The sequence below is a fragment of the Blastomonas sp. 34TW genome (assembly GCF_059803595.1).
Genome location: NZ_JAPFGW010000003.1, coordinates 167,480 through 189,142, shown reverse-complemented (window position 1 = coordinate 189,142; position 21,663 = coordinate 167,480). Strand labels below are relative to the sequence as shown.

25 protein-coding genes are annotated in these 21,663 nt (G+C 64.7%); 6 read left to right on the top strand and 19 right to left on the bottom strand.

Annotated elements, in window-relative coordinates:
• Positions 1-180: 180 nt before the first annotated feature.
• Positions 181-624, top strand: a complete 444-nt coding sequence (locus OPU69_RS06065) for a winged helix DNA-binding protein (protein WP_157759171.1) — start codon at positions 181-183, stop codon at positions 622-624.
• A 72-nt stretch (positions 625-696) separates the two neighbouring features.
• Positions 697-1,158 carry a PilZ domain-containing protein gene (locus tag OPU69_RS06060; RefSeq protein WP_060978747.1) on the top strand — a complete coding sequence of 154 codons (462 nt, stop codon included), beginning with the start codon at positions 697-699 and terminating at the stop codon, positions 1,156-1,158.
• Positions 1,159-1,224: 66 nt separating this feature from the next.
• Here OPU69_RS06060 and serA read toward each other — a convergent pair whose 3' ends face one another.
• The 4 genes from serA to OPU69_RS06040 form a co-directional block, all read right to left on the bottom strand.
• The gene (gene serA / locus OPU69_RS06055) at positions 1,225-2,811 is read right to left on the bottom strand and encodes a phosphoglycerate dehydrogenase (protein WP_060978748.1); all 1,587 of its coding nucleotides are present in this window, start codon (positions 2,809-2,811) and stop codon (positions 1,225-1,227) included.
• A 159-nt stretch (positions 2,812-2,970) separates the two neighbouring features.
• A complete protein-coding gene (locus tag OPU69_RS06050; RefSeq protein ID WP_498509777.1) occupies positions 2,971-4,125 on the bottom strand; it encodes a phosphoserine transaminase in 1,155 nt (384 codons plus the stop codon).
• Between the two features lie 153 nt (positions 4,126-4,278).
• Positions 4,279-4,590: a PepSY domain-containing protein gene (locus OPU69_RS06045; RefSeq protein ID WP_231750190.1), complete on the bottom strand. Its 312-nt coding sequence runs from the start codon at positions 4,588-4,590 to the stop codon at positions 4,279-4,281.
• 33 nt (positions 4,591-4,623) lie between these two features.
• A complete protein-coding gene (locus tag OPU69_RS06040) occupies positions 4,624-5,172 on the bottom strand; it encodes a protein-methionine-sulfoxide reductase heme-binding subunit MsrQ (RefSeq protein ID WP_202183714.1) in 549 nt (182 codons plus the stop codon).
• A 216-nt stretch (positions 5,173-5,388) separates the two neighbouring features.
• Here OPU69_RS06040 and OPU69_RS06035 point away from each other — a divergent pair, with 216 nt between their 5' ends.
• Positions 5,389-6,267: an extensin-like domain-containing protein gene (locus tag OPU69_RS06035; RefSeq protein WP_208597960.1), complete on the top strand. Its 879-nt coding sequence runs from the start codon at positions 5,389-5,391 to the stop codon at positions 6,265-6,267.
• A gap of 25 nt (positions 6,268-6,292) precedes the next feature.
• Positions 6,293-7,162 carry an LOG family protein gene (locus OPU69_RS06030; protein WP_060978750.1) on the top strand — a complete coding sequence of 290 codons (870 nt, stop codon included), beginning with the start codon at positions 6,293-6,295 and terminating at the stop codon, positions 7,160-7,162.
• Between the two features lie 4 nt (positions 7,163-7,166).
• Here OPU69_RS06030 and proC read toward each other — a convergent pair whose 3' ends face one another.
• The 6 genes from proC to OPU69_RS06000 form a co-directional block, all read right to left on the bottom strand.
• Positions 7,167-7,970, bottom strand: a complete 804-nt coding sequence (gene proC, locus OPU69_RS06025; protein ID WP_498509774.1) for a pyrroline-5-carboxylate reductase — start codon at positions 7,968-7,970, stop codon at positions 7,167-7,169.
• Positions 7,971-8,082: 112 nt separating this feature from the next.
• A complete protein-coding gene (locus OPU69_RS06020; protein WP_023839217.1) occupies positions 8,083-8,586 on the bottom strand; it encodes a type III secretion system chaperone family protein in 504 nt (167 codons plus the stop codon).
• A 139-nt stretch (positions 8,587-8,725) separates the two neighbouring features.
• Positions 8,726-8,995: an accessory factor UbiK family protein gene (locus OPU69_RS06015; protein ID WP_060978752.1), complete on the bottom strand. Its 270-nt coding sequence runs from the start codon at positions 8,993-8,995 to the stop codon at positions 8,726-8,728.
• A gap of 107 nt (positions 8,996-9,102) precedes the next feature.
• Entirely contained in the window at positions 9,103-9,672 is a 570-nt protein-coding gene (locus OPU69_RS06010) for a TspO/MBR family protein (RefSeq protein ID WP_498509771.1), read from the bottom strand.
• Positions 9,673-9,776: 104 nt separating this feature from the next.
• A complete protein-coding gene (locus OPU69_RS06005) occupies positions 9,777-10,556 on the bottom strand; it encodes a TlyA family RNA methyltransferase (protein WP_498509769.1) in 780 nt (259 codons plus the stop codon).
• A gap of 1,497 nt (positions 10,557-12,053) precedes the next feature.
• A complete protein-coding gene (locus tag OPU69_RS06000; RefSeq protein WP_498509767.1) occupies positions 12,054-13,052 on the bottom strand; it encodes an adenosine kinase in 999 nt (332 codons plus the stop codon).
• A gap of 123 nt (positions 13,053-13,175) precedes the next feature.
• Between OPU69_RS06000 and OPU69_RS05995 the strand changes: the two genes are divergently transcribed.
• Together OPU69_RS05995 and OPU69_RS05990 are read left to right on the top strand one after the other, a co-directional pair.
• Positions 13,176-13,856: an EI24 domain-containing protein gene (locus OPU69_RS05995; protein ID WP_060978076.1), complete on the top strand. Its 681-nt coding sequence runs from the start codon at positions 13,176-13,178 to the stop codon at positions 13,854-13,856.
• Positions 13,856-14,218, top strand: a complete 363-nt coding sequence (locus tag OPU69_RS05990; RefSeq protein ID WP_060978049.1) for a hypothetical protein — start codon at positions 13,856-13,858, stop codon at positions 14,216-14,218. The genes OPU69_RS05995 and OPU69_RS05990 overlap by 1 nt, the downstream gene beginning before the upstream one ends.
• Position 14,219: 1 nt before the next feature.
• On the opposite strand, the gene tatC is transcribed toward OPU69_RS05990, so the two are convergent.
• The 9 genes from tatC to OPU69_RS05945 form a co-directional block, all read right to left on the bottom strand.
• A complete protein-coding gene (tatC, locus tag OPU69_RS05985; RefSeq protein WP_060978050.1) occupies positions 14,220-15,044 on the bottom strand; it encodes a twin-arginine translocase subunit TatC in 825 nt (274 codons plus the stop codon).
• Complete coding sequence (gene tatB, locus OPU69_RS05980; protein ID WP_060978051.1) at positions 15,041-15,403, bottom strand: Sec-independent protein translocase protein TatB; 363 nt, start codon at positions 15,401-15,403, stop codon at positions 15,041-15,043. Before tatB ends, tatC begins: the two co-directional genes overlap by 4 nt.
• Positions 15,404-15,452: 49 nt before the next feature.
• A complete protein-coding gene (locus OPU69_RS05975) occupies positions 15,453-15,701 on the bottom strand; it encodes a twin-arginine translocase TatA/TatE family subunit (RefSeq protein ID WP_060978052.1) in 249 nt (82 codons plus the stop codon).
• A gap of 30 nt (positions 15,702-15,731) precedes the next feature.
• Entirely contained in the window at positions 15,732-16,367 is a 636-nt protein-coding gene (gene scpB, locus OPU69_RS05970; RefSeq protein WP_060978053.1) for an SMC-Scp complex subunit ScpB, read from the bottom strand.
• Positions 16,364-17,188 (bottom strand): segregation and condensation protein A, encoded by an 825-nt coding sequence (locus OPU69_RS05965; RefSeq protein ID WP_498509763.1) that lies wholly within the window; start codon positions 17,186-17,188, stop codon positions 16,364-16,366. The genes scpB and OPU69_RS05965 overlap by 4 nt, the downstream gene beginning before the upstream one ends.
• A complete protein-coding gene (gene nagZ, locus OPU69_RS05960) occupies positions 17,185-18,192 on the bottom strand; it encodes a beta-N-acetylhexosaminidase (protein WP_498509761.1) in 1,008 nt (335 codons plus the stop codon). The genes OPU69_RS05965 and nagZ overlap by 4 nt, the downstream gene beginning before the upstream one ends.
• A gap of 33 nt (positions 18,193-18,225) precedes the next feature.
• Positions 18,226-18,852: an SPOR domain-containing protein gene (locus OPU69_RS05955; RefSeq protein ID WP_060978055.1), complete on the bottom strand. Its 627-nt coding sequence runs from the start codon at positions 18,850-18,852 to the stop codon at positions 18,226-18,228.
• A gap of 48 nt (positions 18,853-18,900) precedes the next feature.
• The gene (gene argS, locus OPU69_RS05950) at positions 18,901-20,625 is read right to left on the bottom strand and encodes an arginine--tRNA ligase (protein ID WP_498509759.1); all 1,725 of its coding nucleotides are present in this window, start codon (positions 20,623-20,625) and stop codon (positions 18,901-18,903) included.
• A 199-nt stretch (positions 20,626-20,824) separates the two neighbouring features.
• Positions 20,825-21,490, bottom strand: coding sequence for a hypothetical protein (locus OPU69_RS05945; RefSeq protein WP_498509757.1), 666 nt, complete (start codon positions 21,488-21,490; stop codon positions 20,825-20,827).
• Positions 21,491-21,663: the final 173 nt, after the last annotated feature.

Sequence of the window (21,663 nt, the reverse complement as noted above, 5' to 3'; positions counted from 1 at the left end):
AAATGGAAGCAAAAAATACCCCTGTTACGGGTCCACCCCCTAAAAACCGGGGTGGTAAGCAATTGAAGATGCTGCAAGAACTCTCGTCACAGAGCCAACGCCGCCCATCGGTCAGAAGGATCGATCGGATGAGGCGATAACAAGGCCAACGGGCGCGCGCGCAACAACAGGGATATGCACGTGAAATCGTTAGCGAGAGAGACCAGCCCCCGCCCCGCCACCACGTGGCACCGTCCCATCCGCCCGGAAGGCGTGCAGAACGATGCTCCTCGCACGGCGCAGAACGATGGTGATCGCCGCACCCGGCTGGTGATGCGCGAACAGCAATCGGCACGCCTGCGGAGCAGCTGCTTTCCTGAGCTCAAGCTGCGCAACCCGCTCTGGGACATGCTGGTCGCGCTGCTGGCCGCCAAGCGCAACGGCAATCAGCTCTCGATGAGCGACCTGTGCCTGATGAGCGATGCTCCGGAAAGCACCGCGCTGCGGCTGATTCACCAGCTGCGCGAAAAGGGCTATGCCGATATGGTGCCCGACCGTTCGGATCGTCGGCGCACCCGCGTGACGCTGACCAGCCTGGGTGAAGCTCAATTCGATCAGTATCTTGACCGGTTCGAGCTGGCCTGATCGGCGCTTCTTGCGTTTTACCTCGATTTAAGGGTTTCTGTTTAGGGCTGAGGTGCAAAGGACGCACCCACCATGTCATTCGGCAAAAAAGGACTGACAGGACCTACCTTCGACGCAGCGCCGCAGGGTGATGCGAACCTACCGCAACGCGAGCCGCGTGTGCATCGGTTGATGAAGGTCACGCTGTTCCACGAACGGTTCGGCAGCGCCGATGGGGTGATCCGCGACATTTCGAGCGGTGGCCTGGGCGGCCGGTGCGCCGCGCCTCTGGAGCCCGGCGATGTGGTCGAGATCGACCGGCCGGGCCTGGGGCGGTTCGAAGCGGAGGTGCGCTGGGTACGCAACGGCCAGTTCGGCGCGCAGCTGACATCCGACCTCAGGATCGACACCAAGGAGGTGCAGAGCCTGTCCTTCAACAATTCCAATTGGGACACGAAGGTCAACAAGCCGCTGGAGAATCACGTGTTCACACGGTTCAAGCCGATGCAGAACACCTATCGCCCAACCATCTCACTGGCGCGCCGCGACAAATAGGCACCGCAGCCCCGGCGGCGATGGCCCTGCCCCGGCCTTTCGGCCTGCAGGCAGGGCAATATAAGGTCAATCGAACTTCAGGCTCTTGACGGTCTTCACTCCGGCAAGCTGGCACAGCTTCCACAGCACCGGCTCCTCGACCGCGCCGTCGAGCGACAGCAGCAGCACCGCCTCGCCACCCGCGCGCGCTTCGCGGCGACCGAGGTGGAAGGTCGCGATGTTGACATTGGCCTCACCCAGCGTCGATCCCAGACGACCGATGAAACCCGGCTCGTCGCGGTTGACGATGTAGAGCATATGCCCGGCGAGATCGGCTTCGATCTTGATGCCGTAGATCTCGACCAGACGCGGCGTCGCGTTGCCGAACAGCGTACCCGCGACCGAGCGCTCGCCATCCGCCGTCGCGACCGAAACGCGCACCAGCGTGTGATAATCGCCCTCGCGGTCATGCCGCACCTCGCGCACGTCAAGCCCACGATCCTTGGCGAGGAACGGCGCATTGACCATGTTCACCGCGTCGCTGAACGCGCTCATGAAGCCCGCCAGCACCGCAGCGGTGATCGGCTTCATGTCGAGCTCGGCCGCCGCACCCTCGACCTCGATCGCGATGCTCTTGACGCGGTCGCTCTCGAGCTGGCCGACCAGACGACCCAGATTGGTCGCCAGCGCCATATAGGGGCGCAGCTTCGGCGCCTGCTCGGCCGAGAGGCTGGGCATGTTGAGCGCGTTGGTCACGCCACCCTTGACCAGATAGTCGGCCATCTGTTCGGCGACCTGGATCGCGACATTGACCTGCGCCTCGCTGGTCGAAGCGCCCAGATGCGGCGTTGCGACGAAGTTCGGCGTGTTGAACAGCGGATGCTCGTGCGCCGGCTCGGTCGCGAACACGTCGAGCGCCGCGCCTGCGACATGCCCCGAATCGAGCGCGTCCTTGAGCGCCGCCTCATCGATCAGCCCGCCGCGCGCGCAGTTGATGATGCGCACGCCCTTCTTGGTCTTGGCCAGCGCTTCCTTGCTCAGGATGTTGCGCGTCTGGTCGGTCAGCGGGGTGTGCAGCGTGATGAAATCGGCCCGCGCCAGCAGGTCGTCGAGCGTCACCTTCTCGATGCCCAGTTCCACCGCGCGCTCGGGCGTAAGGAAGGGATCGAATGCGATGACCTTCATCTTCAGGCCCAGCGCCCGGTCGGCCACGATCGAGCCGATATTGCCCGCGCCGATCAGGCCCAGTGTCTTGGCGGTCAGTTCGACACCCATGAAGCGGTTCTTTTCCCACTTGCCGGCCTGGGTCGAGGCATCGGCCTCGGGCAGCTGGCGGGCAAGCGCGAACATCAGCGCGATGGCATGTTCGGCAGTGGTGATCGAGTTGCCGAACGGCGTGTTCATCACGACCACGCCCTTGGCCGAGGCAGCGGGGATGTCGACATTGTCGACGCCGATTCCGGCGCGGCCGACGACCTTGAGGTTGGTCGCGGCATCCAGGATTGCCTTGGTCACCTTGGTCGAGGAGCGGATGGCGAGACCATCATACTGGCCGATGATTGCGGCCAGCTCTTCGGGGGTCTGGCCGGTGATCACATCGACCTCGCAACCGCGCTCGCGGAAGATCTGCGCGGCCTTGGGGTCCATCTTGTCGGAAATAAGCACTTTGGGCATTTTATGTCTCCCTCTCCCCTTCAGGGGAGAGGGCCGGGGAGAGGGGAACGGCCTCTGGTCCCGGCCCTATTGTTGAGTGAAATGAAGCGGGTAAGCCCCTCTCCCTTCGCCGCTGCGCGGCTCTTCCCTCTCCCCTAAAGGAGAGAGGGCGGGTGGGTGTTACTTGGAAGTGAGTTCCGAATAGGCCCAGTCGAGCCAGGAGCCGAGCGCCTCGATATCGGCGGTCTCGACCGTCGCACCGCACCAGATGCGCAGGCCCGGAGGGGCATCGCGATAGCCCGCGATGTCGAAGGCCGCGCCTTCCTTTTCGAGCAGTCCGGCAAAGGCCTTGATAAAGGCCTCGTCCGCGCCCTCGACCGTGAGGCAGACGCTCGTGGTTGATCGTGTGGCGGGATCGGGCGCGAGATGGCCGAGCCACGGACGCGCCTCAACGATGGCGTCGAGCGCCGCTGCATTGGCGTTGGAACGCGCGATCATCGCATCGGCACCGCCCAGCGACTTGCCCCATTCGAGCGCGAAGATCGCATCTTCCACCGCCAGCATCGACGGGGTGTTGATCGTCTCGCCCTTGAACACGCCTTCGGCGAGCTTGCCCTTGCTCATCAGGCGGAACACCTTGGGCAGCGGCCATGCGGGGGTATAGGTCTCGAGCCGCTCGACCGCACGCGGGCCGAGGATCAGCACGCCATGCGCGCCTTCGCCGCCCAGCACCTTCTGCCAGGAGAAGGTGGCGACATCGATCTTGTCCCAGGGCAGGTCATAGGCAAACACCGCGCTGGTGGCGTCGGCAAAGCTCAGGCCTTCGCGGTCGGCCGCGATCCAGTCGCCATTGGGGACGCGCGCGCCCGAGGTGGTGCCGTTCCAGGTGAACAGCACGTCGTGCGACCAGTCGACCGCGTTCAGATCGGGGATCTGGCCGTAATCGGCGCGCAGGATGACGGGATCGAGCTTGAGCTGCTTGGCGGCATCGGTCACCCAGCCTTCGCCGAAGCTTTCCCAGGCAAGCGCGGTGACGGGGCGAGCGCCCAGCATCGTCCACATCGCCATTTCGAAGGCGCCGGTGTCCGATCCGGGCACGATGCCGATCCGGTGGGTGTCGGGGAGCTTCAGAAGCTCGCGCATCAGGTCGATGCAATATTGCAGCCGCGCCTTGCCGATCTTCGACCGGTGCGAACGTCCCAGCGATTCGGTGGAAAGTTGTGCTGCCGACCAGCCCGGCGGCTTTGCGCAGGGGCCCGAGGAAAAATACGGGCGGGCAGGCAGGGTGGCAGGTTTCTTGGCGAGCACAGCGCCCGCACCAACGGTATCAGTCATGTCAGTCTCTCCTTGCAGAGAGCACGCGCGGCGTTGGGACCGCGTGGCCCGTCGACGGCCCTAGGGGCGAATTGCACATAAAGCAATCACCAAATGCCGAACGGGTCCAGATTCGCGCCGCCCTGCGCAACAAATGCACAGGGCGGCGACGAATCACTTCTTGAAAATGACCTTGCCGCGCTGCGAGACGAGCAGCTTTTCCATGGTCACCGGGTGGAAATAGGCCTCGACATTCTGGCCCTCGGGGGTCACGCCATAGACCTCGTAGCAGCCGCCATCGACCTTCGACTTCTTGACCGTCCAGCCGTCCTTCTTGAGCTTGGCTTCCAGATCGGCGCGGCTCTTCCAGCCCGTCTGCGGGCCGGCGTCACACTTCATCTTGCCGGTGGCAAAGGCATCCGGAGCAGCGGAAAACTGCATCGCGGTGGCGGCGGCGACGGCCAGCATGGCCTGTGCGAATTTCATCAGACGTCCCTCTTCTCTCAAGCGTTCAAGCGGTTAAAGCCCCAATGCTCCTGCCTGTGTGCCACGGCGCGCTGAACGCCGCTTGAACATAAGCATGACCCGTGCGGTTTCCAGAATCAGCAGCGGAACAAAATGCACGACCATCCCCATATATTCGCCGTCAACGTACACCCAGTGCAGCGCGATCAGCAAGGCAGCAGGGTAGACCAGCCGCTGCAGCCGCTTCCAGTTCGCGCGCATCGCCCGTTGCGAGGCGTTGTTGCTGGTCACCCCCATGGCGACGAAGATGGCGAGCGCCGCATAGCCGGTCCAGATGCTGAAGATCAGTGCCTCTTCCGCGATCATGCCCCAGTCGCCCATGTCATAGAGATAGAAGGCCAGGTGCAGCACGCCATAAAGGCACGCCGCCACGCCCAGTGCGCGGCGCCGTGCGAGCAGCCAGTCGAGCCAGCGCCTGCGCCCGAAGATCGCGCGCAGCGGCGAGATCATCATCGCGATGATCATGAATCGGACCGAAAACTCGCCGCTCGGGTGGATCAGATCGAATGCGGTCACCGGATCGCGCAGGAAGCCGATGGACATGCCAATCGCGGGAATCGCCAGCAACACCCAGAAAAACCCATGCACGTTGATCAATCGCAACATCGTGTCCGCACCCATCCTCAAAGCGCACCGCTTCGTCCCGGCCAGCGCTAGTCCTGCCGCAAGGTCCGCGCAATGCCGCGCTTTCGTTCCCTATCGCAGCGTTAACCATTTTCGGAACAACAGGGTTAAATTTCATTGAGTAGGATCAACGCCATGGAACGAGGCGTTCATCAAGGTCCCTCCCTGGCCGCTGGTGGCCCGCTGCCCCTGGGCGGCGGCGACAGTGCGCAGATGAACGCTGGCGAAGGCGCGGGCCTGCACAGGAGTGCACGGTCCGCGCCGCGTCGCCTCGATCCCCGTTTCACCGCCATGATCGAATCGCCCGAGCTGCAGCGCATGGCGCTGGTCGCGGCGCTTTCGGTATTGATCGCGGGCTGCTCGATGCTGCCCGAAGGACGCGGCCTGTCGCGGGCGCCCGTTTCCGCTCCCGCACGAAGCCAGCAGGCGATGCGCCCTGCACTCCCCGCTCCGCCGCTGGCCGACACGCGCCAGTGCATCAGCCAGCTCAGCCAGGCCAAGGTCCGCTTCACACCGGTGCCCGACCAGACCTTCGGCGCGGGCTGCTCGCAGCTCGGCAGCGTTCGCCTTTCGGCGATCAGCCTGATGGAAGCCGGGCGCGGGCGCAGCGAGCTGGCGATCAGCAATATCGGCCCGGTGCGCTGCGAACTGGCGCAGCGCTTTGCCGGATGGGCGCAATATGGCATTGCCCGCGCCGCCGAGCAGATGCTGGGCAGCCCGCTCGTCAAGATCGAGACCATGGGCAGCTATTCCTGCCGCAACATCGCCGGCTCGCTCAAGCTCTCGCAGCACGCCCATGCCAATGCCATCGACATTGCCGGGTTCGTGCTGGCCGATGGCCGCCGCATCTCGGTCAAGGACGGGTGGAACGGCAGCAACCAGGAGCGCGCGTTCCTGCGCACCATCCATGCCAGCGCCTGCAAGCGCTTCGGAACGGTGCTCGGACCCGAATACAATGCCGCGCACCGCGATCACCTGCATGTCGACATGAGCGGCCAAGGCTATTGCCGATAAGGCGATCGCCCCTTAATTGCGGGCGATGACCAAGAAAGACCTGACCGAGCCGCGCTTTCGCCGCGCCGCCGAAGACGCCAAGACCGCCGAACGCGCGGTTCACGACACCCCCCAGACCCAGGACCCGGCCTACCGGCTGGCCTTTGGCGACACCGAATTCCTGTTGCGCCAGGAATTGCGCCCGGTGCGCTTCCAGCTGGAACTGCTCAAGCCCGAGATGCTGCTCGAAGAGGCCGGAATCGGCTCCACGCTGGTGATCTATGGCTCCGCGCGCATCCCCGCGCCCGACAAGACCGAAGGCATGGTCGAGGCCGCGCGCAGCCCCGAGGAAAAGAAGGTTGCCGAACGGCTGGTCGCCAAGGCGAAATATTATGACGAGGCGCGCAAGCTTGCGCAGCTGGCCAGCGAATGCGGCGTGGTCGAAGACGGCAAGCGCCAGTTCGTCGTCTGCTCGGGCGGCGGCCCCTCGATCATGGAAGCCGCGAACCGCGGCGCGGCCGACGTCGGCATGGATTCGGTCGGGCTCAACATCGTGCTGCCGCACGAACAGGCGCCCAACCGCTATGTCACCCCGCACCTGTCGTTCCAGTTCCATTATTTCGCGCTGCGCAAGATGCACTTCCTGCTCCGTGCCCGCGCGGTCGCCGTCTTCCCCGGCGGCTTCGGCACGTTCGACGAATTCTTCGAACTGCTGACGCTGATCCAGACCGGCAAGATGGCGCCGATCCCCATCATGCTGTTCGGCAAGGACTTCTGGAACCGCGTCGTCAATTTCGAGGCGCTGGCGGAGGAAGGCGTGATCTCGCCGGGCAATCTCGACCTGTTCAGCTTTGTCGAGACGGCAGACGAGGCCTGGACGAAGATCCGGACCTTCTACGACCTGCCCTGCAGCTGAGCGGTTACTGACCCAGTTCGACGCTGCGCTTGGCCGCCGCTGCCATGGCCTCGGCCACCAGCCGGTCGAGCGCGGCGTCGGCATCGAACACGTTGAGCGCAGCGCGCGTCGTGCCGCCGGGGCTGGCAACGCGTTCGGCGAGCTCGGCAGGGCTTTCGTCGGAACGGTGCGCCAGCTCGGCCGAGCCGCGTACCATCGCCATCGCGAAGCGCGCGGCCTGATCGGCGGGCATGCCGAGACCTTCCGCGGCCTTGCCCAGCGCGTCGATGAAGCGGAACAGATAGGCCGGGCCCGAACCACTCAATGCGGTGACAAGGTGCATCTGCGCCTCCTCGGCCAGCCATTCGGCGGAGCCCAGCATGCCAAACAAGGATTCAAGCCGGGCGCGGTCGTCATCGCCCAGCCCGTCGGCGTAGAGCGCGGTGACCGACTGGCCGATGCTGACCGCCATGTTCGGCATGATCCGCGCGATCGCGCGTGCATTCGGGATAGCAGAGCGCAGACCTGTGCATTCAACCCCCGCGAGCATCGAGACGACCAGCGCCCGTGACAGGTCGACCCTGGCGAGCAGCGGCGCGACATCGCCCAGCATCTGCGGCTTGATTCCCAGCAGCAGCCAGTCGGGCGCGGAAATGCTGGCATCGATCTCGGTCAGGTGGCGGACACCGGCGGGCAGGTCGCGTGGGCTAGGATCGACCACAGTAACGCTCGCGGGATCGAGCCCTTGTGCAAACCAGCCGCGCAGCATCGCGCCGGCCATGTTGCCCGAGCCGATCACGAGCAGCGATTGGGGGAATGGCCGAACCAAACCAACCTCCGTTTGTCCCGAGCGAAGTCGAGGGACGTTATCGTGAACGTTTGCGCGCACGTCCCTAGACTTCGCTCGGGAACGCGGAGGGGTTGTTCCTAGCGGAAGCGGATCAAGCCTCGCCCTGGGTATCGATCAGCGCCGCCGCCAGCGCTTCCTGCGGGCTCTTATCGCCCCAGAGGATGAACTGGAACACGGGATAGAAGCGGTCGCACTCGTCGATCGCTGCCTCCACCGCTAGCTGCGCCTGGTCGAGCCCCAGCATCGCATCGCTCCCCAGCATCATGCCGTTGCGATAGAGCACGACGCCGCTGTTCGACCAGATGTCGAAATGGCCGAGCCACAGCTGCTCGTTGATCAGCGCCAGCGCCTCGCAGATCACCGCGAACTTGTCGTCGGGAACGCGGATGTCGGGCATGGCGAGCAGTTGCAGCACATTGTCCTCGTGCCGCCAGATCGCGCGCAGCTGATAGCTGGTCCAGCTGCCCTTGACCTCGGTCAGCAACTCGTCCTCGCCCACCATCTCGCACGGCCAGCCGCGCGCTTCGAACAGCGCGGCCAGCATGTCGACCGGCGCGGCTTCCTCCCGATCCAGGTCAAGCTGCTGTTCGTTCATGAAATTCCTTTCGCGCCCCATGGCACATGTTCCAAGATGACCCGATGCCCGGTTGCACGCAATGGGCGGACGATCGACCACCGTCCGCCTTGTCTCGAAGTCTGTTCAAAAACTGTGGATAAGCAGGGGTAATGTCGCCTTACTCGGCCCCGCCTGCAGCCTTGGCCGAAAGGGCCGCTTCCAGCGCCGCAACGCGCGCCTTGAGGCTCTCCGACTCCTCGCGCGCCTTGGCGGCCATTTCCTTGACCGCCTCGAATTCCTCGCGGCTGACGAAATCGAGGCCCGCAATCCACTCGCGGGTGCGTTCGCGCGCGCTCTCGCCCGCCTCGCGGCTCATGCCCGCGACGGTGCCGGCCAGGCCGTTGATGAACTTGGCGAAATCGCCGCCGAATTCGGACTTGTTCTGCATGTCTCACTCCTTGGGGAAAGACGCGTCCCGCGTCCCAATATCAGTTTATCATGGGCTTCCCACGGTAATAGCATGTGGGGACCGTGCCCGCCAATCGCAACCACGCGTTACTGGCTCGGCGGGGCGAGCTGGATGCGCTGCGCATCGCGCGGCACCACCAGCTGTTCGGCATTCGGGTTAAGTTCGTCGATCTGCTTGTTGAGCACCGAGGCAAAGCATAGCCAGGCGAGATAGGGCACCATCAGCCATGCGGCGAGCGGACGGATGCGCCCGAACACGATCGTCGTGGCAAAGGCGGCGACGAACACCGCAACCAGCAGGTAGAAGGCGCCCGACACCTGGTGCATGCGGAAGAAATAGATCGGCCAGGCGAGGTTGAGCGCCAGCTGGACGAAGAACAGCAGCACGGCGAGGCCGCGCAGCCGCGCGCCGCGTGCGGTCACCACCACGGTCAGCGCAAGGCCCATCATGACGTACAGGATCGACCAGGCGATGCCGAACGCCGCGCCGGGCGGCTGCGCCTCGGGCTTTACCAGCGCCTGGAACCAGCGATTCTCCTCACCCGATCCGGAAAAATTGCTGACTCCGAAGCCGAGCAGAACGACCAGTGGCACGAACAGCAGCGCCCAGCGCACAAAGGCGAGGCGGAGCTGCATGGGAGAGGCAATTTCATTCATCGAGGCGGATTCTCCTGCCCGCAAAAAGGGCTTGACCCTTCGCATATCGGATTCGTTTGGCGCACGCCAGCGCGGTTTACCAAGGTTTTCCGTGCCGTTGCGGGTCAGCAGCTGCGCCCCTTCTGCGCCGCGACGAGGAATTCGATATTGCCGCTCGGGCCCGTAATCGGGCTTTGTGTCAGCCCGGTGACAGGCCAGTCGATGCTCTCCAGCCAGCGCATCACCCGGTCGCACACCGCCGCGTGCAGCGCTGGATCGCGCACCACCCCGCCTTTGCCGATTTGGTCCTTGCCAACCTCGAACTGCGGCTTGATCAGCGCCGCCAGCCACGCGCCCGGCTTTGCGAAGCCCATCGGCACCGGCAGCACCTTGTCGAGCGCGATGAAGCTCGCGTCGCACACCACGATATCGATCGGCCGGGTGATATGCGTATCGGTGAGGATGCGCGCGCTGGTCTGTTCGTGCACCGTGACCCGGTCGTCCTGGCGCAGCTTCCAGGCGAGCTGGTTGGTGCCGCTGTCCACCGCGAACACATGCGCCGCGCCGCGCGTCAGCAGCACATCGGTAAAGCCGCCGGTCGACGATCCGACATCGATCGCGGTCATGCCGGTGACATCGATGCCAAAATGGTCAAGCGCGTGCGCGAGCTTGATGCCGCCGCGCGACACCCAGGGATGATCACGCCCGCGCACCTCGATCGCGGCATCGCTCATCACCGTCTCGCCCGCCTTGGCGACCTTGCGCTCGCCTGCGAACACCAGCCCCGCCAGGATCAGCGCCTGCGCGCGCGAGCGGCTCTCGGCGAGCCCCCGATCGACCAGCAACTGGTCGATCCGCGTCTTGCGCGGCTTGTCGGACGATGGGCGGGGGGTCTGCTCTGCCATGGGGCCGGTTCTTAACCGCGCACACGGCGTTTTGCGAGCGCGAGATGATTACCCGGAAAAAATTGAATTACAAGACTTGCGATGGCTCCGGCGATGATTCACATAAGGGGTGCAAGGAATACAGATCGTCAGAAACCCCAGTAAAACCGGGTTTTTGCGAATGGCCCTTCACTTGGTTTCAACATAGCGAAAGGAGGTGATCCGATGTCTCATGGTTCAGCAAGAGGGTCGGTCAAGTCCATTCGGAGTGTTCGCGGCTGATAGCCATCTGCCCTTTGGTCAGGGCAGGCGCTTTCATCAAGCGCGACATACATTCCGAAGGCGGCACTTCCGGCCGCTGACCATGTGATGGGCCGCGCAGGGAGCCATGACTCCCGGCGGCCCCTCTCATATTTTCATGAAGCCCTGTGCGTTGAAGCGACATGCTCCGCCGGGGTTTTGTTTTTCCCCGAATCGATGGCCCAGAGCGGCACACACAATTGCTCTCTCCCCTTCAGGGGAGAGATGCGAAGGCTTATCGGCTGTGCCGATTAGCCGTAGCTGAGAGGGGCCTGCGTAGAGCACTCCCCCCTCCCAACCCTCCCCCTTGAAGGGGAGAGGGCTTAACCGCCGTTCGCTTCTCCGCGTGAACAGATGTTTCGCGAAGACATGGAGGGGAACGCTTCCCGCCCGCCACATCACCCGATCCCCTGCGAAGGCAGGGGCCCATCTCCTGAAGGTTGCGATCAAGTACGAGGGCAGGAGATGGATGCCTGCCTGCCTGCGCAGGCAAACGGAAAATCAACAGGTCCTCCCGCTCAGCCTGGACAGTGGGCACAACCCGCGACCGTTAATGGCCCCTTGCCCACGGTGGCCATATAGCGGGGCCTGTGACAGGCTCAGGCTGAGCGACGTTGGTGGCAATTTTGGGAGCGCTTTTAAAAAAAAAATCCGCCCCACTGGGAACGACGCCATTGCGGATGGGCACATCGCGTGTATGCCTACGCAAGAAATTGGAGCACCAAGGAAGTGCGGACCGTGAGCATTCTGAGATCAATTTCGCATTTGATTGAGAGAGAGATGAAGTTTTGGGGACGGCCGGTAATATCTATGCTTATCGGCTTAACCCCAATCATTCTCCTGGAACCTGTTTTTGAAGGACCGCCTTCGGCTGCGCCAGCCCCATATCTATATCTGGCACTGGGACTTACAGCCATTTTTGAGGCATTCGTCTTTTGGCTTTCAATAAAATTTGAAATTCAGAAATGGCGCGACCTACGAGCGCTCGATAAGGCTGAGCGGTCGGCAAAGAACAAGCGCTAAGCCTTCACGGCTTGCAAATTACCGCAACAACTCAATTCCCGAAAGCCTGCCAAATCTCTCCTGTTGCCACAGATCGAACTTACCTAAAGTCCTTTCTTACGGCAGACATGACCAACAGCCGCAGAAAACTGCGACCTCCGGCTATTATTCCAATTTGGCCAACGGTCCGGCGATCACCCACGGACTCTTGCACCCTCAGCCCAGCTTCTGCGCCACCAGCGCCTTCAAATCCGCCGAAGACCGTGCGCCGAAGTGGGAGATGATCTCGGCGGCGGCGATGGCGCCCATGCGCAGCGACGTCTCGACATCGCGGCCCTGCGCCTGTCCGGCGAGGAAACCGGCGGCGAACAGGTCGCCCGCGCCGGTGGTGTCGACGACCTTGTCGATCGGCTCGGCGGCGACGGCATAGCGCTGGCCCTCGTGGATCGCGATCGCGCCCTTTTCGCTGCGGGTGACGACCAGCGTCGGCAGCTTGGCCGAGACGGTGGCGACCGCCGCCTCGAAATCGTCGACCTCAGCGAGCGAGCAGATTTCGGCCTCGTTCGAGAACAGGATGTCGATCTGGCCGTTGCCCAGCAGATCGAGGAAATCGGCGCGGTGGCGGTCGATCACGAAGGCGTCGGACAGGGTGAAGGCGACCTTGCGGCCTGCCGAACGGGCGGCGTCGATCGCGGCGCGCATCGCGGCGCGGGGCTCTTCGGGGTCCCAGAGATAGCCTTCGAGATACAGCACCGCCGCTTCCTGGATCATCGCGGCGTCAAGCGCGCTCGCGGGCAGGAACTGCGAGGCACCGAGGAAGGTGTTCATCGTGCGCTGGCCGTCGGGCGTCACCAGGATCAGGCAGCGCGCGGTCGGCACGTCGCTTCCGGCGCGCACGGGCGTCGCGTAATCGATGCCGAGCGCGCGCACGTCATGCGCGAAGACTTCGCCGAGCTGATCGTCGGCGACCAGGCCGATGAACGCACACTTGCAACCCATCGCCGCCATGCCGGCCAGCGTGTTCGCCGCCGAACCGCCGCTGATTTCCTGAGCCGGGCCCATCGCCGCATAGAGCGAGGTCGCACGGTCGGCGTCGATCAGCATCATGCCACCCTTGGTCAGGCCTTCCTTTGCCAGCAGCGCATCATCGGCGGGGGCCATCACGTCGACTATGGCATTGCCGATGGCGAGGACGTCGAAACGGGGGCTGGTCATGAAGGCTGTGCTTTCGATCTGGCGGAAAAACGGTTGCCGCGCGCCTATCGACTTGAAGCCAGCGGTTCAAGCCCGAATGCGGCGCGATTGACCGGGGGCGGGAATTGTCCGACACCGGCCATGATGCTGAACGCGTTTTTCAAGAGCCTGGGCCAGCTAGGCGACCGCGCGATCCTGGGCGCGCTGTTCTGGACGATTCTGTGTGCGGTGCTGATCTTCGTCGCTACCGGATGGGCGCTATGGCAGGGCCTCGCCTGGGTGATGGCGGAATATGGCGGGCCATTGTCCGGCTATGCCGCATGGACCGGCGTACTGGCGGCGGTGGCGACGATCATCGCCTTCTGGTTCTGGTGGCGCGTCGTGGCGATCGCGGTGCTGCAACTGTTCGCCGACCGCATCGTCATCGCGGTGGAGCGCAGGCATTACCCGCAAGCCGCCGCCAGCGCGCGCGACCTGCCGATCGGCCCTTCGATCGCGATGGCCTTACGCAGCCTCGGCCGCGCTCTGCTGTACAATGCGATCGCGCTGCCTTTTGCGCTCATCCTGCTGTTCACCGGAGTCGGCGCGCCGATGCTGTTCCTGGGCGTGAACGCGGTGCTGGTGGGGCGCGATCTCGACGAGATGGTGGCCGCGCGGCACCCGCATCTGGCGCAAGAGCGCGCATCCCGGACCAGCCGTTTCGTGCTTGGGCTGATTGCCAACCTGCTGCTGCTCGTACCCTTGGTCAATCTGCTCGCGCCGATTATAGCCGCCGCGATGGCCACGCACCTCTTTCACCAGCGCGCGGCCGGGGGGAAGGTCTGATGCGTTATCCTGTCGTGCTGGCGCTCAGCGTCGGGCTGGCCGCCTGTGCCGCGCCACAAAAGGCGGTTGCACCGGTGCGTCCCACGCTCCCGGCGCGCAGCACGACCTTGCCGACCAAGGGGCTGGAGGCGGTGCTGGGCAAGGGGCAGCGCGATCTCGAGCGGATGTTCGGCACGCCCCGGCTCGACGTGCGCGAATTCGATGCGCGCAAGCTGCAATTCGTCGGCAATGCATGCGTGCTCGACGTGTTTCTCTATCCTGAAGGATCGGGCGGAACGCAGGTCGCGACCTATGTCGATGCGCGGCGCAAGGACGGCCAGTCGGTCGATCGCGCGGCGTGCGTGGACGCCTTGCGCAAATAGGCTATTCGGCGGGTTCCGACTGGGCAGCCGCTGGCGCTTCGGCTTCGGCGTCCTCGGCAGGCGCGTCCTTCACCGCCTTGCGATCGGTGAACCAGATCGCGAGGATGCTGAGCTCGTAGAGCAGGACCAGCGGGATCGCGAGCATCAGCTGCGAGACGACATCGGGTGGGGTCAGCACCGCCGCGACGATGAACGCGGCGACGATCATGTAGCGGCGCAGGCTGATCAGCTGTGCACGGCTGACGATGCCGGCGCGGTTGAGCAGCATCAGCAGCACCGGCAGCAGGAAGCTGATCCCGAAGGCGAGGATGAACTGCATGACCAGCGACAGATACGCATCGGTGCTGGGCAGCGCTTCGATCGAAAGTCCGCCCGCCTGTCCCTGGAATTTCAGGAAGAAATGGAAGGCCGTCGGCATCACGACATAATAGGCGAGCGCCGCGCCAGCGGTGAACAGCACTGGCGTCGCGAACAGGAAGGGCAGCAGCGCACGCTTTTCCTGCCGGTAGAGCCCGGGCGCGACGAACGCCCAGAGCTGGTTCATGATCACCGGGAACGACAGGCAGAACGCCGCGAAGATCGCCACTTTCACCTGCACGAAAAATGCCTCGTACAGTTTGGTATAGACGAGCTTGCCGCCGCCATCGCCAAAGGCTTCTTTCAGCGGCACGACGAGGAACGAGAAGATGTGCTCGGAAAAATAGAAGCAGATGCCAAACGAGACCAGCAGCGCGATGACGCAGCGGACCAGCCGCTGGCGCAGCTCGATCAGATGATCGAGCAAGGGCGCGCGCGAGGCGTCGATATCGTCATCGGTGGCGCTCACCTTTCGCCCTCGGTCACCGGTGTGGCAGGCGCAGGGATGGCCACAGGGGTTTCGGGCAGCGGTTCCATCGCCGGGGCCGGTTCGGATGCGGGCGCCGAAACCGGAGCCGCAGCGGGATTGGCGGCGGCATATTCGCGCATGATGCGCTCGTTGTCCGCCTTCCACTTCTTTTCCATTTCCTCGAGTTCGACCTCGCGCACCATCGCGTCGATGCCACTGCGGAAATGGCGCGCCATGCCCTTGGCCTTGCCGATCACCTGCCCCACCTTGTAGAGCGCGCGCGGCAAGTCCTTCGGGCCGATCACCACGATCGCCACGATGACAATCATCAGCAATTCGGTCGATCCGATGTCCATCATGACATGGTCACGCCTTCATGCGGGCCGGTGCGTCGGGTCGGCCCCAAAATCAACCAGGCTTGCGCTCTTCGGTCGTGGTCGTTGCCGTACCGTCGATGGTGCGCGCCGGAGTCGCCTCTATCTGCGCGACGGGGCGCTTGGGCTGAACCGGCTCGTCCTCGTCATCGGCCATGCCCTTCTTGAAGCTCTTGATGCCCTTGGCAACGTCACCCATGATCGAGGAAATGCGTCCGCCGCCAAACAGCAGGACGATGATGATCAGCACGATAACCCAGTGCATCAGGGAGAAGGATCCCATGGCAAATCTCCTGAAGGCCTCGGCGGCTATCTAGTCCCCCTCGCCCGGCTTTTCCAGCAATGAATCGGTTTCATCCGACGAATGGTCATCGCCTTCCTCGCCGTCGTCGGTGGCCAGCGCGCCTTCCAGCGCCAGATCGACCGGATCGAGCAGCCCGGCGGCCTTGAGGTCTTCCAGCCCCGGCAGATCGCGGCGGCTGGCGAGGCCGAAATGGGTGAGGAACGCAGGCGTCGTGGCGTAGATGAGCGGCCGTCCCGGCACCTCGCGGCGTCCGGCAGGGGCGACCCAGCCCTCTTCCATCAGCACGTCGAGCGTGCCCTTGCTGACCTGCACGCCGCGAATCGCCTCGATCTCGGCGCGGCTGACCGGCTCGTGATAGGCGATGATCGCCAGCGTCTCGGTCGCGGCGCGCGACAATTTGCGCGTCTGTTCGGTCTCGCGCCGCAGCAGCCAGGCGAGATCGGGCGCGGTCTGGAAATGCCAGCGCCCGCCGCGCTCCACCAGTTCGACCCCGCGGCCCGAATAGTCGCTGGCAAGCCGCTCGAGCGCGCCCGCAATATCGGCCTCCTCGCCGATCTGCGCGCGCAATTGCTCCGCCGTCTGCGGTTCGGTCGCCGCGAACAGCGCTGCTTCCACTGCCCGCACGATGGGATCGGGCGCGGTCATCCCGCCCGGCGCACCTGCAGCGGCGCGAAGGCCTCTTCCTGCGCCAGCTCGACCCGCCCCTGCCGCGCCAGTTCGAGCAATGCGAGAAAGGTCGAGGCCTTGGCCGAGCGCTTGAGCTGCGGATCGGCGGTCTCGGGCAGGAAGGCGCTGAGTTCGGTCCAGTCGAGCGCGGTGCCGAGCATGAAGGAGAGACGTGCCAGCGCATCTTCCAGCGTCATCACCTTGCGCGACTTGACCATGTGCACCACCGGCTCGCTGCGCTGCTTGACGCGGCCATAAGCGGCGAGCAGGTCGAATAGCGAGCAATCGTGGCGGGTGCGGGTAAGCAGCCGCAAGCCCTCGGCCTGGCCATGCACAACGACATCGCGCCCCAGCCTGTCGCGCCCCAGCAGCCGCGCCGCCGCCTCGCGCATCGCCGAGAGCCGCTGGAGCCTGAGTTGCAGCCGCAGCGCCAGCTCTTCGGGCGAAGGTTCCACCTCGGGATCGCCGGGCAGCAGCAGCGCGGATTTGAGATAGGCGAGCCAGGCCGCCATGACGAGATAATCGGCGGCCAGTTCCAGCTTCAGGCTGGTCGCGCTCTCGATAAAACCGAGATACTGGTTGGTGAGTTCGAGGATCGAGATCTGGCGCAGATCGACCTTCTGCCGCCGCGCGAGATCGAGCAGCAGGTCGAGTGGGCCTTCCCAGCCGTCGACATCGATCAGCAGCGCCTCGGCCGCCGCGGTGGCTGGGGGCACGGGTTCGCGAAAGAAGATATATTCGCCATCCGCCGGAGCGAGCGCCGATGGCGGCGCACCGGTGATGAGATCGGTCTCGTTCACGCCGTCGCCAGCAGCGCGTCGCGCTTGGCGATCAGCTCGGCCTGGTGCGACCAGTCGGTGACCGGGTTGATCGCCGCCCTGGCCCAGTCGAGCCGCGCGCGCGATGCCTCCGAAATGTCGGGCAGCGCGTTCACGATGCCGATCATCTCGTCCATCCGCGCCCAGCAGTTGAGCGCGATATCGCAGCCCGCGTCGATCGCGCGCGCCGCGCGGTCGGGCACCTCGCCCGCAAGCGCCTTCATGTCGAGATCGTCGCTCAGCAGCAGCCCGTCAAAGCCGATGCGCTTGCGGATGATGTTCTCGATGATCCACTCGGAATGCGTGGCGCACCGCTCCTTGTCCCAGGCCTCGAACAGGATATGGCCGGTCATGCCGATCTCGGCCTGGTTGAGCGCATGGAACGGGGCGATGTCCTGCTCGAGTTCGTCCTCGCTCGCGGTGACGCGCGGCAGTTCCATATGGCTGTCGACCATCGCGCGGCCGTGCCCCGGCATGTGCTTGATCGTGCCCAGCACGCCGCCGCGCTTCAGCCCGTCGAGCACCGCGCGGCCGAGTGCAGCCACGCGCAGCGGTTCCTGGCCCAGCGCGCGGTCGCCGATCGCGGGCGTGCCACCGGGAATCGCGACATCGAGCAGCGGCAGGCAGTCGACGGTGATGCCGACCTCGGCCAGATCGAGCGCCAGCGCCTCGGCATTGGCCCGCGCCGCCTCGATCGCGCTTGCCGGTGCAATGTCATAAAGCTTGTCGAAGGCACCGCCCGGCGGAAAGGCGAGCCATTCGGGCGGCTTCATGCGGGAGACGCGCCCGCCTTCCTGGTCGATCAGAATCGGCAGCCGGTCATCGCCGTGCAGATCGCGCAAACTATCGGTCAGCGCGCGGACCTGCGCGCGCGTGTCGATATTGCGCCCGAACAGGATATAGCCCGCAGGCTGGCTGTCCTTGAAAAAGGCGGCTTCGTCAGGCGACAGGCTGTGGCCGGCAAGGCCGAAGATAACGGGCTTCATGTGCCCCGGTTTACGACCGGACCGCTCGGGAAATCAACGCACGACGAGGCAGTTTTGCCCAGCTTTCTTCAGCTGGTCGCAAACCTGGTTCGCACTGGCGGGGGTGTCGAGCACCACGCTCAGCCGGAACACGGTGCCGCCATCGACCGTCGCCTGGACGATGCGCCGGTTGAGACCCGAGAGCACCTCGTGCCGCTGGGTCAGCTTGCCCCATCCGTCGAGCGCGCTCGCCTCGTCGGTATAGGCACCCAGTTGCACCAGCGCGCTGCCCGCAGGCGGCGGCGCGCCAGCCGCATCGGCCAGCTGGCCGGTCGGCTGCTCTCCCTGGCTGACCGCGAAACTCGAATCGCCCGTGCCTTCGACCTTCTGTTCCTGACTGTCCTTGGGGCGCACCTTGTAGTCGCCCTCGGGCGCGGCGATCAGGCTGCCATCGCCTTCGGGCGCGCTGCCCGATCCGCCCAGCCAGTAGACCGCCGCGAGCACGATCGACAGCCCGACCAGGCCCATCAGGACAAATCCGAGAATCCGGGCGCCATTGCCGTCGTTCGACGGCACGTCATCGACCGATTCCAGCCAGGGCAGCCGATCGTCGTCAGCATCCAGCCCCAATGGCTGGTCCCTCAGCTCGCCATCCATGCCATCATCCAGCCGGTTGCTCATCGATCCGCCCCATATTCGCACAAGTGCCTGGCCTCGGCGGGCGCGGCATCACATCTGCGTCGCCGCCTCCACCGCCATCAGACCCAGGCCGTTGGCGATGACTTGCCCGATATTCGCCGCCATGAAAAGCCTTGCGCCACTGGTCGCAGGATCATGCGCCAGAACGATACGCTTGTCGGTGCGATCATTGCCCAGATTGAAGAACGCATGGAAGGCCGCTGCCAGATCGCCGAGATAGAAGGCGATGCGGTGCGGCTCGCGGTTGAGCGCTGCAGCTTCGACGATGCGCGGGAATTGTGCGGCGAGCGCGACCAGCGCCTGCTCTTCGGTGCCCAGGCTTTCGAGATGATCGGCGGAGGGCGCAAGCCCCTCGCCTGCGGCCTTGCGCAGGATCGAATGGATGCGCGCATGTGCGTACTGCACATAGAAGACCGGATTGTCCTTCGAGGCCTCGACCACCTTTTCGAAGTCGAATTCCATCTGCGCATCGGCCTTGCGGGTCAGCATGGTGAAGCGCACGACATCCTTGCCGACCTCGTTTACGACATCGGCGAGGGTCACGAAATTGCCTGCGCGCTTGGACATCTTGAGCGGCTCGCCGCCGCGCATCAGCTTGACCATCTGGACGAGCTTCACATCGAAGCGCGCCGCATTGTCGGTCAGCGCCGCGACCGCCGCCTTGATCCGCTTGACCGTGCCGGCATGATCCGCGCCCCAGATGTCGATCAGCTCGTCGGCATCCTGCAGCTTCTGGAAATGATAAGCGAGGTCCGCGCCGAAATAGGTCCAGCTCCCGTTCGACTTGCGGATCGGGCGATCCTGATCGTCGCCGAACGCGGTCGAGCGGAACAGCGGCAGCTCGACCGGCTCCCAGTCCTCGGCCACCTTGCCCTTGGGCGCTTCGAGCACGCCGTCATAGACCAGGCCCTTGTCGCGCAGCACGGCTTCCGCGGCCTCGGGCTTGCCCGCCGCCTGCAGATCGGCTTCGGACGCGAACACGTCGTGATGGATGCCGAGCAGCGCGAGATCGGCGCGGATCATGTCCATCATCGCGGCGACCGCGCGCTTGCGGAAAGGCACGAGCCATTCGCTCTCGGGCGCATTGGCCTGCACATCACCGAGCTCGGCGGCGAGTTCCTTGGCCAGCGGCACCAGATAGTCGCCCGGATACAGGCCTTCGGGCATCTCGCCGCTTTCTAGCCCCAGCGCCTCGCGATAGCGCCAATGCACCGAGCGCGCGAGTACATCGACCTGGCCGCCGGCATCATTGATATAATATTCGCGGATCACCTTGTGGCCCGAATATTCGAGCAGGGTTGCGAGCGCGTCGCCGACCACCGCGCCGCGGCAATGCCCCATATGCATCGGACCCGTCGGGTTCGCCGAGACATATTCGACATTCACCGTCTTGCCCGCGCCGAGCTGCGAACGGCCATAATCCACACCCAGCGCCGCAATGGCATTGAGTTCGTCCGCCCAGACCGAGGGCGCAAGGCGCAGGTTGAGGAAGCCGGGCCCCGCGATCTCGACCCCGGTCACCGCCTCGATCTTGCGCAGCTCCGCCGCCAGCGCCTCGGCCAGCGCACGCGGATTGGTGCCCGCGGGTTTGGCGAGCACCATCGCGGCGTTGGTGGCAAGGTCGCCATGCGCCGCATCGCGCGGCGGCTCGACGGTCACGGCTGAGCGATTCAGCCCCGCGGGGAGCGTACCGGCGGCTTCCAGCGCGTCGAGCGCTTCATGCAGATGCTGGGTGAAACGGGTGTAGAGTGTCATGGTGTTGGCCTTGTCATCCAAACTCCTCGCCCCTTCAGGGGAGAGGACAACGAGACTTGGCCTGCTTGCAGGCCTAGTCACAGTCGGAGAGGGGCAAGAGCGAACCGCCAACGCGGCTCCCCTCTCCAACACGGCCTAGGTCAGCAAGCTGACAAGGCCATGTATCCTCTCCCCTGAAGGAGAGAGGACTGCGTGAACTTCATCGGGTCGCGTTATATTGCAGCTGTTCCTGGGTCAGCTGAAAGCCGATCAGCAGTTCGAAACTGGTGCGCTGCAACGCGGTGCGCACCTCGGGGATCGACAGCGGATCGATCGCCGCATCGGGGTCGCCCGACTTGCGGCGGCGGGTGATGCGTTCGCGAATATCCTCGGGCAGCGTCGCTGCCGCCTTGTTGATATAGCCCGCACCGCTCGCCTGGGCCTGCGCGCGATATTCGCCATCGGCGAAATTGAGCGTCACCGAACCCAGCCTTTTGGCGACCACGGTGTTGCCGCCGCGCATGATGGTCGAGAAATAGGGCAGCGTCACCGTCCGTGCGCCCCGGTTGTCGCTGCGCCGCGCCAGCACGTCGAACGTGGCGGTCGCATAGATTTCCGCGCCGGTCTCGTCACAGGCGGGGCGCACATTGGTGATGGTGGCCACGACATCGATCGCAGCGGCATCGCGGCTGCTCGGCGGATTGAACACGGTTACGTCGCCGGTATGTTCAGGGATCGCGGTATTGGGGCAGGCCGATAGCGAGGACGTCACGCCCACGCCCGTATCCACCACCAGCTGGTTCTTTTCGGCGCAGCCCGCAAGACCGAGCAGCGCAAGCCCCGCCCCCATGATGGCGGTCGACGGTTTGATGGGCAGATTGGGCATATGCAAACAGAAATCCTTCGAGGCCACAGTGCATCGCTCCTTATCTGCCGACGCCGCCCGGCGCAACGGCCAGATTTGGCGCATCTGCCCGGCGCAATATGGGCAGGCTTGCCGGGACAGGCTTCCCACCAGCCCCCGCTTCGCCTAAGAGTCCTGACGAACTACGAAAGCCT

What these genes read in the sequence shown, in the direction of transcription:
- OPU69_RS06060 (WP_060978747.1), top strand. Translation starts at nt 697, where the DNA reads ATGTCATTCGGCAAAAAAGGACTGACAGGACCTACCTTCGACGCAGCG.
- serA (WP_060978748.1), bottom strand. Translation starts at nt 2,811, where the DNA reads ATGCCCAAAGTGCTTATTTCCGACAAGATGGACCCCAAGGCCGCGCAG.
- OPU69_RS06050 (WP_498509777.1), bottom strand. Translation starts at nt 4,125, where the DNA reads ATGACTGATACCGTTGGTGCGGGCGCTGTGCTCGCCAAGAAACCTGCC.
- OPU69_RS06045 (WP_231750190.1), bottom strand. Translation starts at nt 4,590, where the DNA reads ATGAAATTCGCACAGGCCATGCTGGCCGTCGCCGCCGCCACCGCGATG.
- OPU69_RS06040 (WP_202183714.1), bottom strand. Translation starts at nt 5,172, where the DNA reads ATGTCCATCGGCTTCCTGCGCGATCCGGTGACCGCATTCGATCTGATC.
- OPU69_RS06035 (WP_208597960.1), top strand. Translation starts at nt 5,389, where the DNA reads ATGGAACGAGGCGTTCATCAAGGTCCCTCCCTGGCCGCTGGTGGCCCG.
- OPU69_RS06030 (WP_060978750.1), top strand. Translation starts at nt 6,293, where the DNA reads ATGACCAAGAAAGACCTGACCGAGCCGCGCTTTCGCCGCGCCGCCGAA.
- OPU69_RS06020 (WP_023839217.1), bottom strand. Translation starts at nt 8,586, where the DNA reads ATGAACGAACAGCAGCTTGACCTGGATCGGGAGGAAGCCGCGCCGGTC.
- OPU69_RS06015 (WP_060978752.1), bottom strand. Translation starts at nt 8,995, where the DNA reads ATGCAGAACAAGTCCGAATTCGGCGGCGATTTCGCCAAGTTCATCAAC.
- OPU69_RS06010 (WP_498509771.1), bottom strand. Translation starts at nt 9,672, where the DNA reads ATGAATGAAATTGCCTCTCCCATGCAGCTCCGCCTCGCCTTTGTGCGC.
- OPU69_RS06005 (WP_498509769.1), bottom strand. Translation starts at nt 10,556, where the DNA reads ATGGCAGAGCAGACCCCCCGCCCATCGTCCGACAAGCCGCGCAAGACG.
- OPU69_RS06000 (WP_498509767.1), bottom strand. Translation starts at nt 13,052, where the DNA reads ATGACCAGCCCCCGTTTCGACGTCCTCGCCATCGGCAATGCCATAGTC.
- OPU69_RS05995 (WP_060978076.1), top strand. Translation starts at nt 13,176, where the DNA reads ATGCTGAACGCGTTTTTCAAGAGCCTGGGCCAGCTAGGCGACCGCGCG.
- OPU69_RS05990 (WP_060978049.1), top strand. Translation starts at nt 13,856, where the DNA reads ATGCGTTATCCTGTCGTGCTGGCGCTCAGCGTCGGGCTGGCCGCCTGT.
- tatB (WP_060978051.1), bottom strand. Translation starts at nt 15,403, where the DNA reads ATGATGGACATCGGATCGACCGAATTGCTGATGATTGTCATCGTGGCG.
- OPU69_RS05975 (WP_060978052.1), bottom strand. Translation starts at nt 15,701, where the DNA reads ATGGGATCCTTCTCCCTGATGCACTGGGTTATCGTGCTGATCATCATC.
- scpB (WP_060978053.1), bottom strand. Translation starts at nt 16,367, where the DNA reads ATGACCGCGCCCGATCCCATCGTGCGGGCAGTGGAAGCAGCGCTGTTC.
- nagZ (WP_498509761.1), bottom strand. Translation starts at nt 18,192, where the DNA reads ATGAAGCCCGTTATCTTCGGCCTTGCCGGCCACAGCCTGTCGCCTGAC.
- OPU69_RS05955 (WP_060978055.1), bottom strand. Translation starts at nt 18,852, where the DNA reads ATGAGCAACCGGCTGGATGATGGCATGGATGGCGAGCTGAGGGACCAG.
- argS (WP_498509759.1), bottom strand. Translation starts at nt 20,625, where the DNA reads ATGACACTCTACACCCGTTTCACCCAGCATCTGCATGAAGCGCTCGAC.
- OPU69_RS05945 (WP_498509757.1), bottom strand. Translation starts at nt 21,490, where the DNA reads ATGCCCAATCTGCCCATCAAACCGTCGACCGCCATCATGGGGGCGGGG.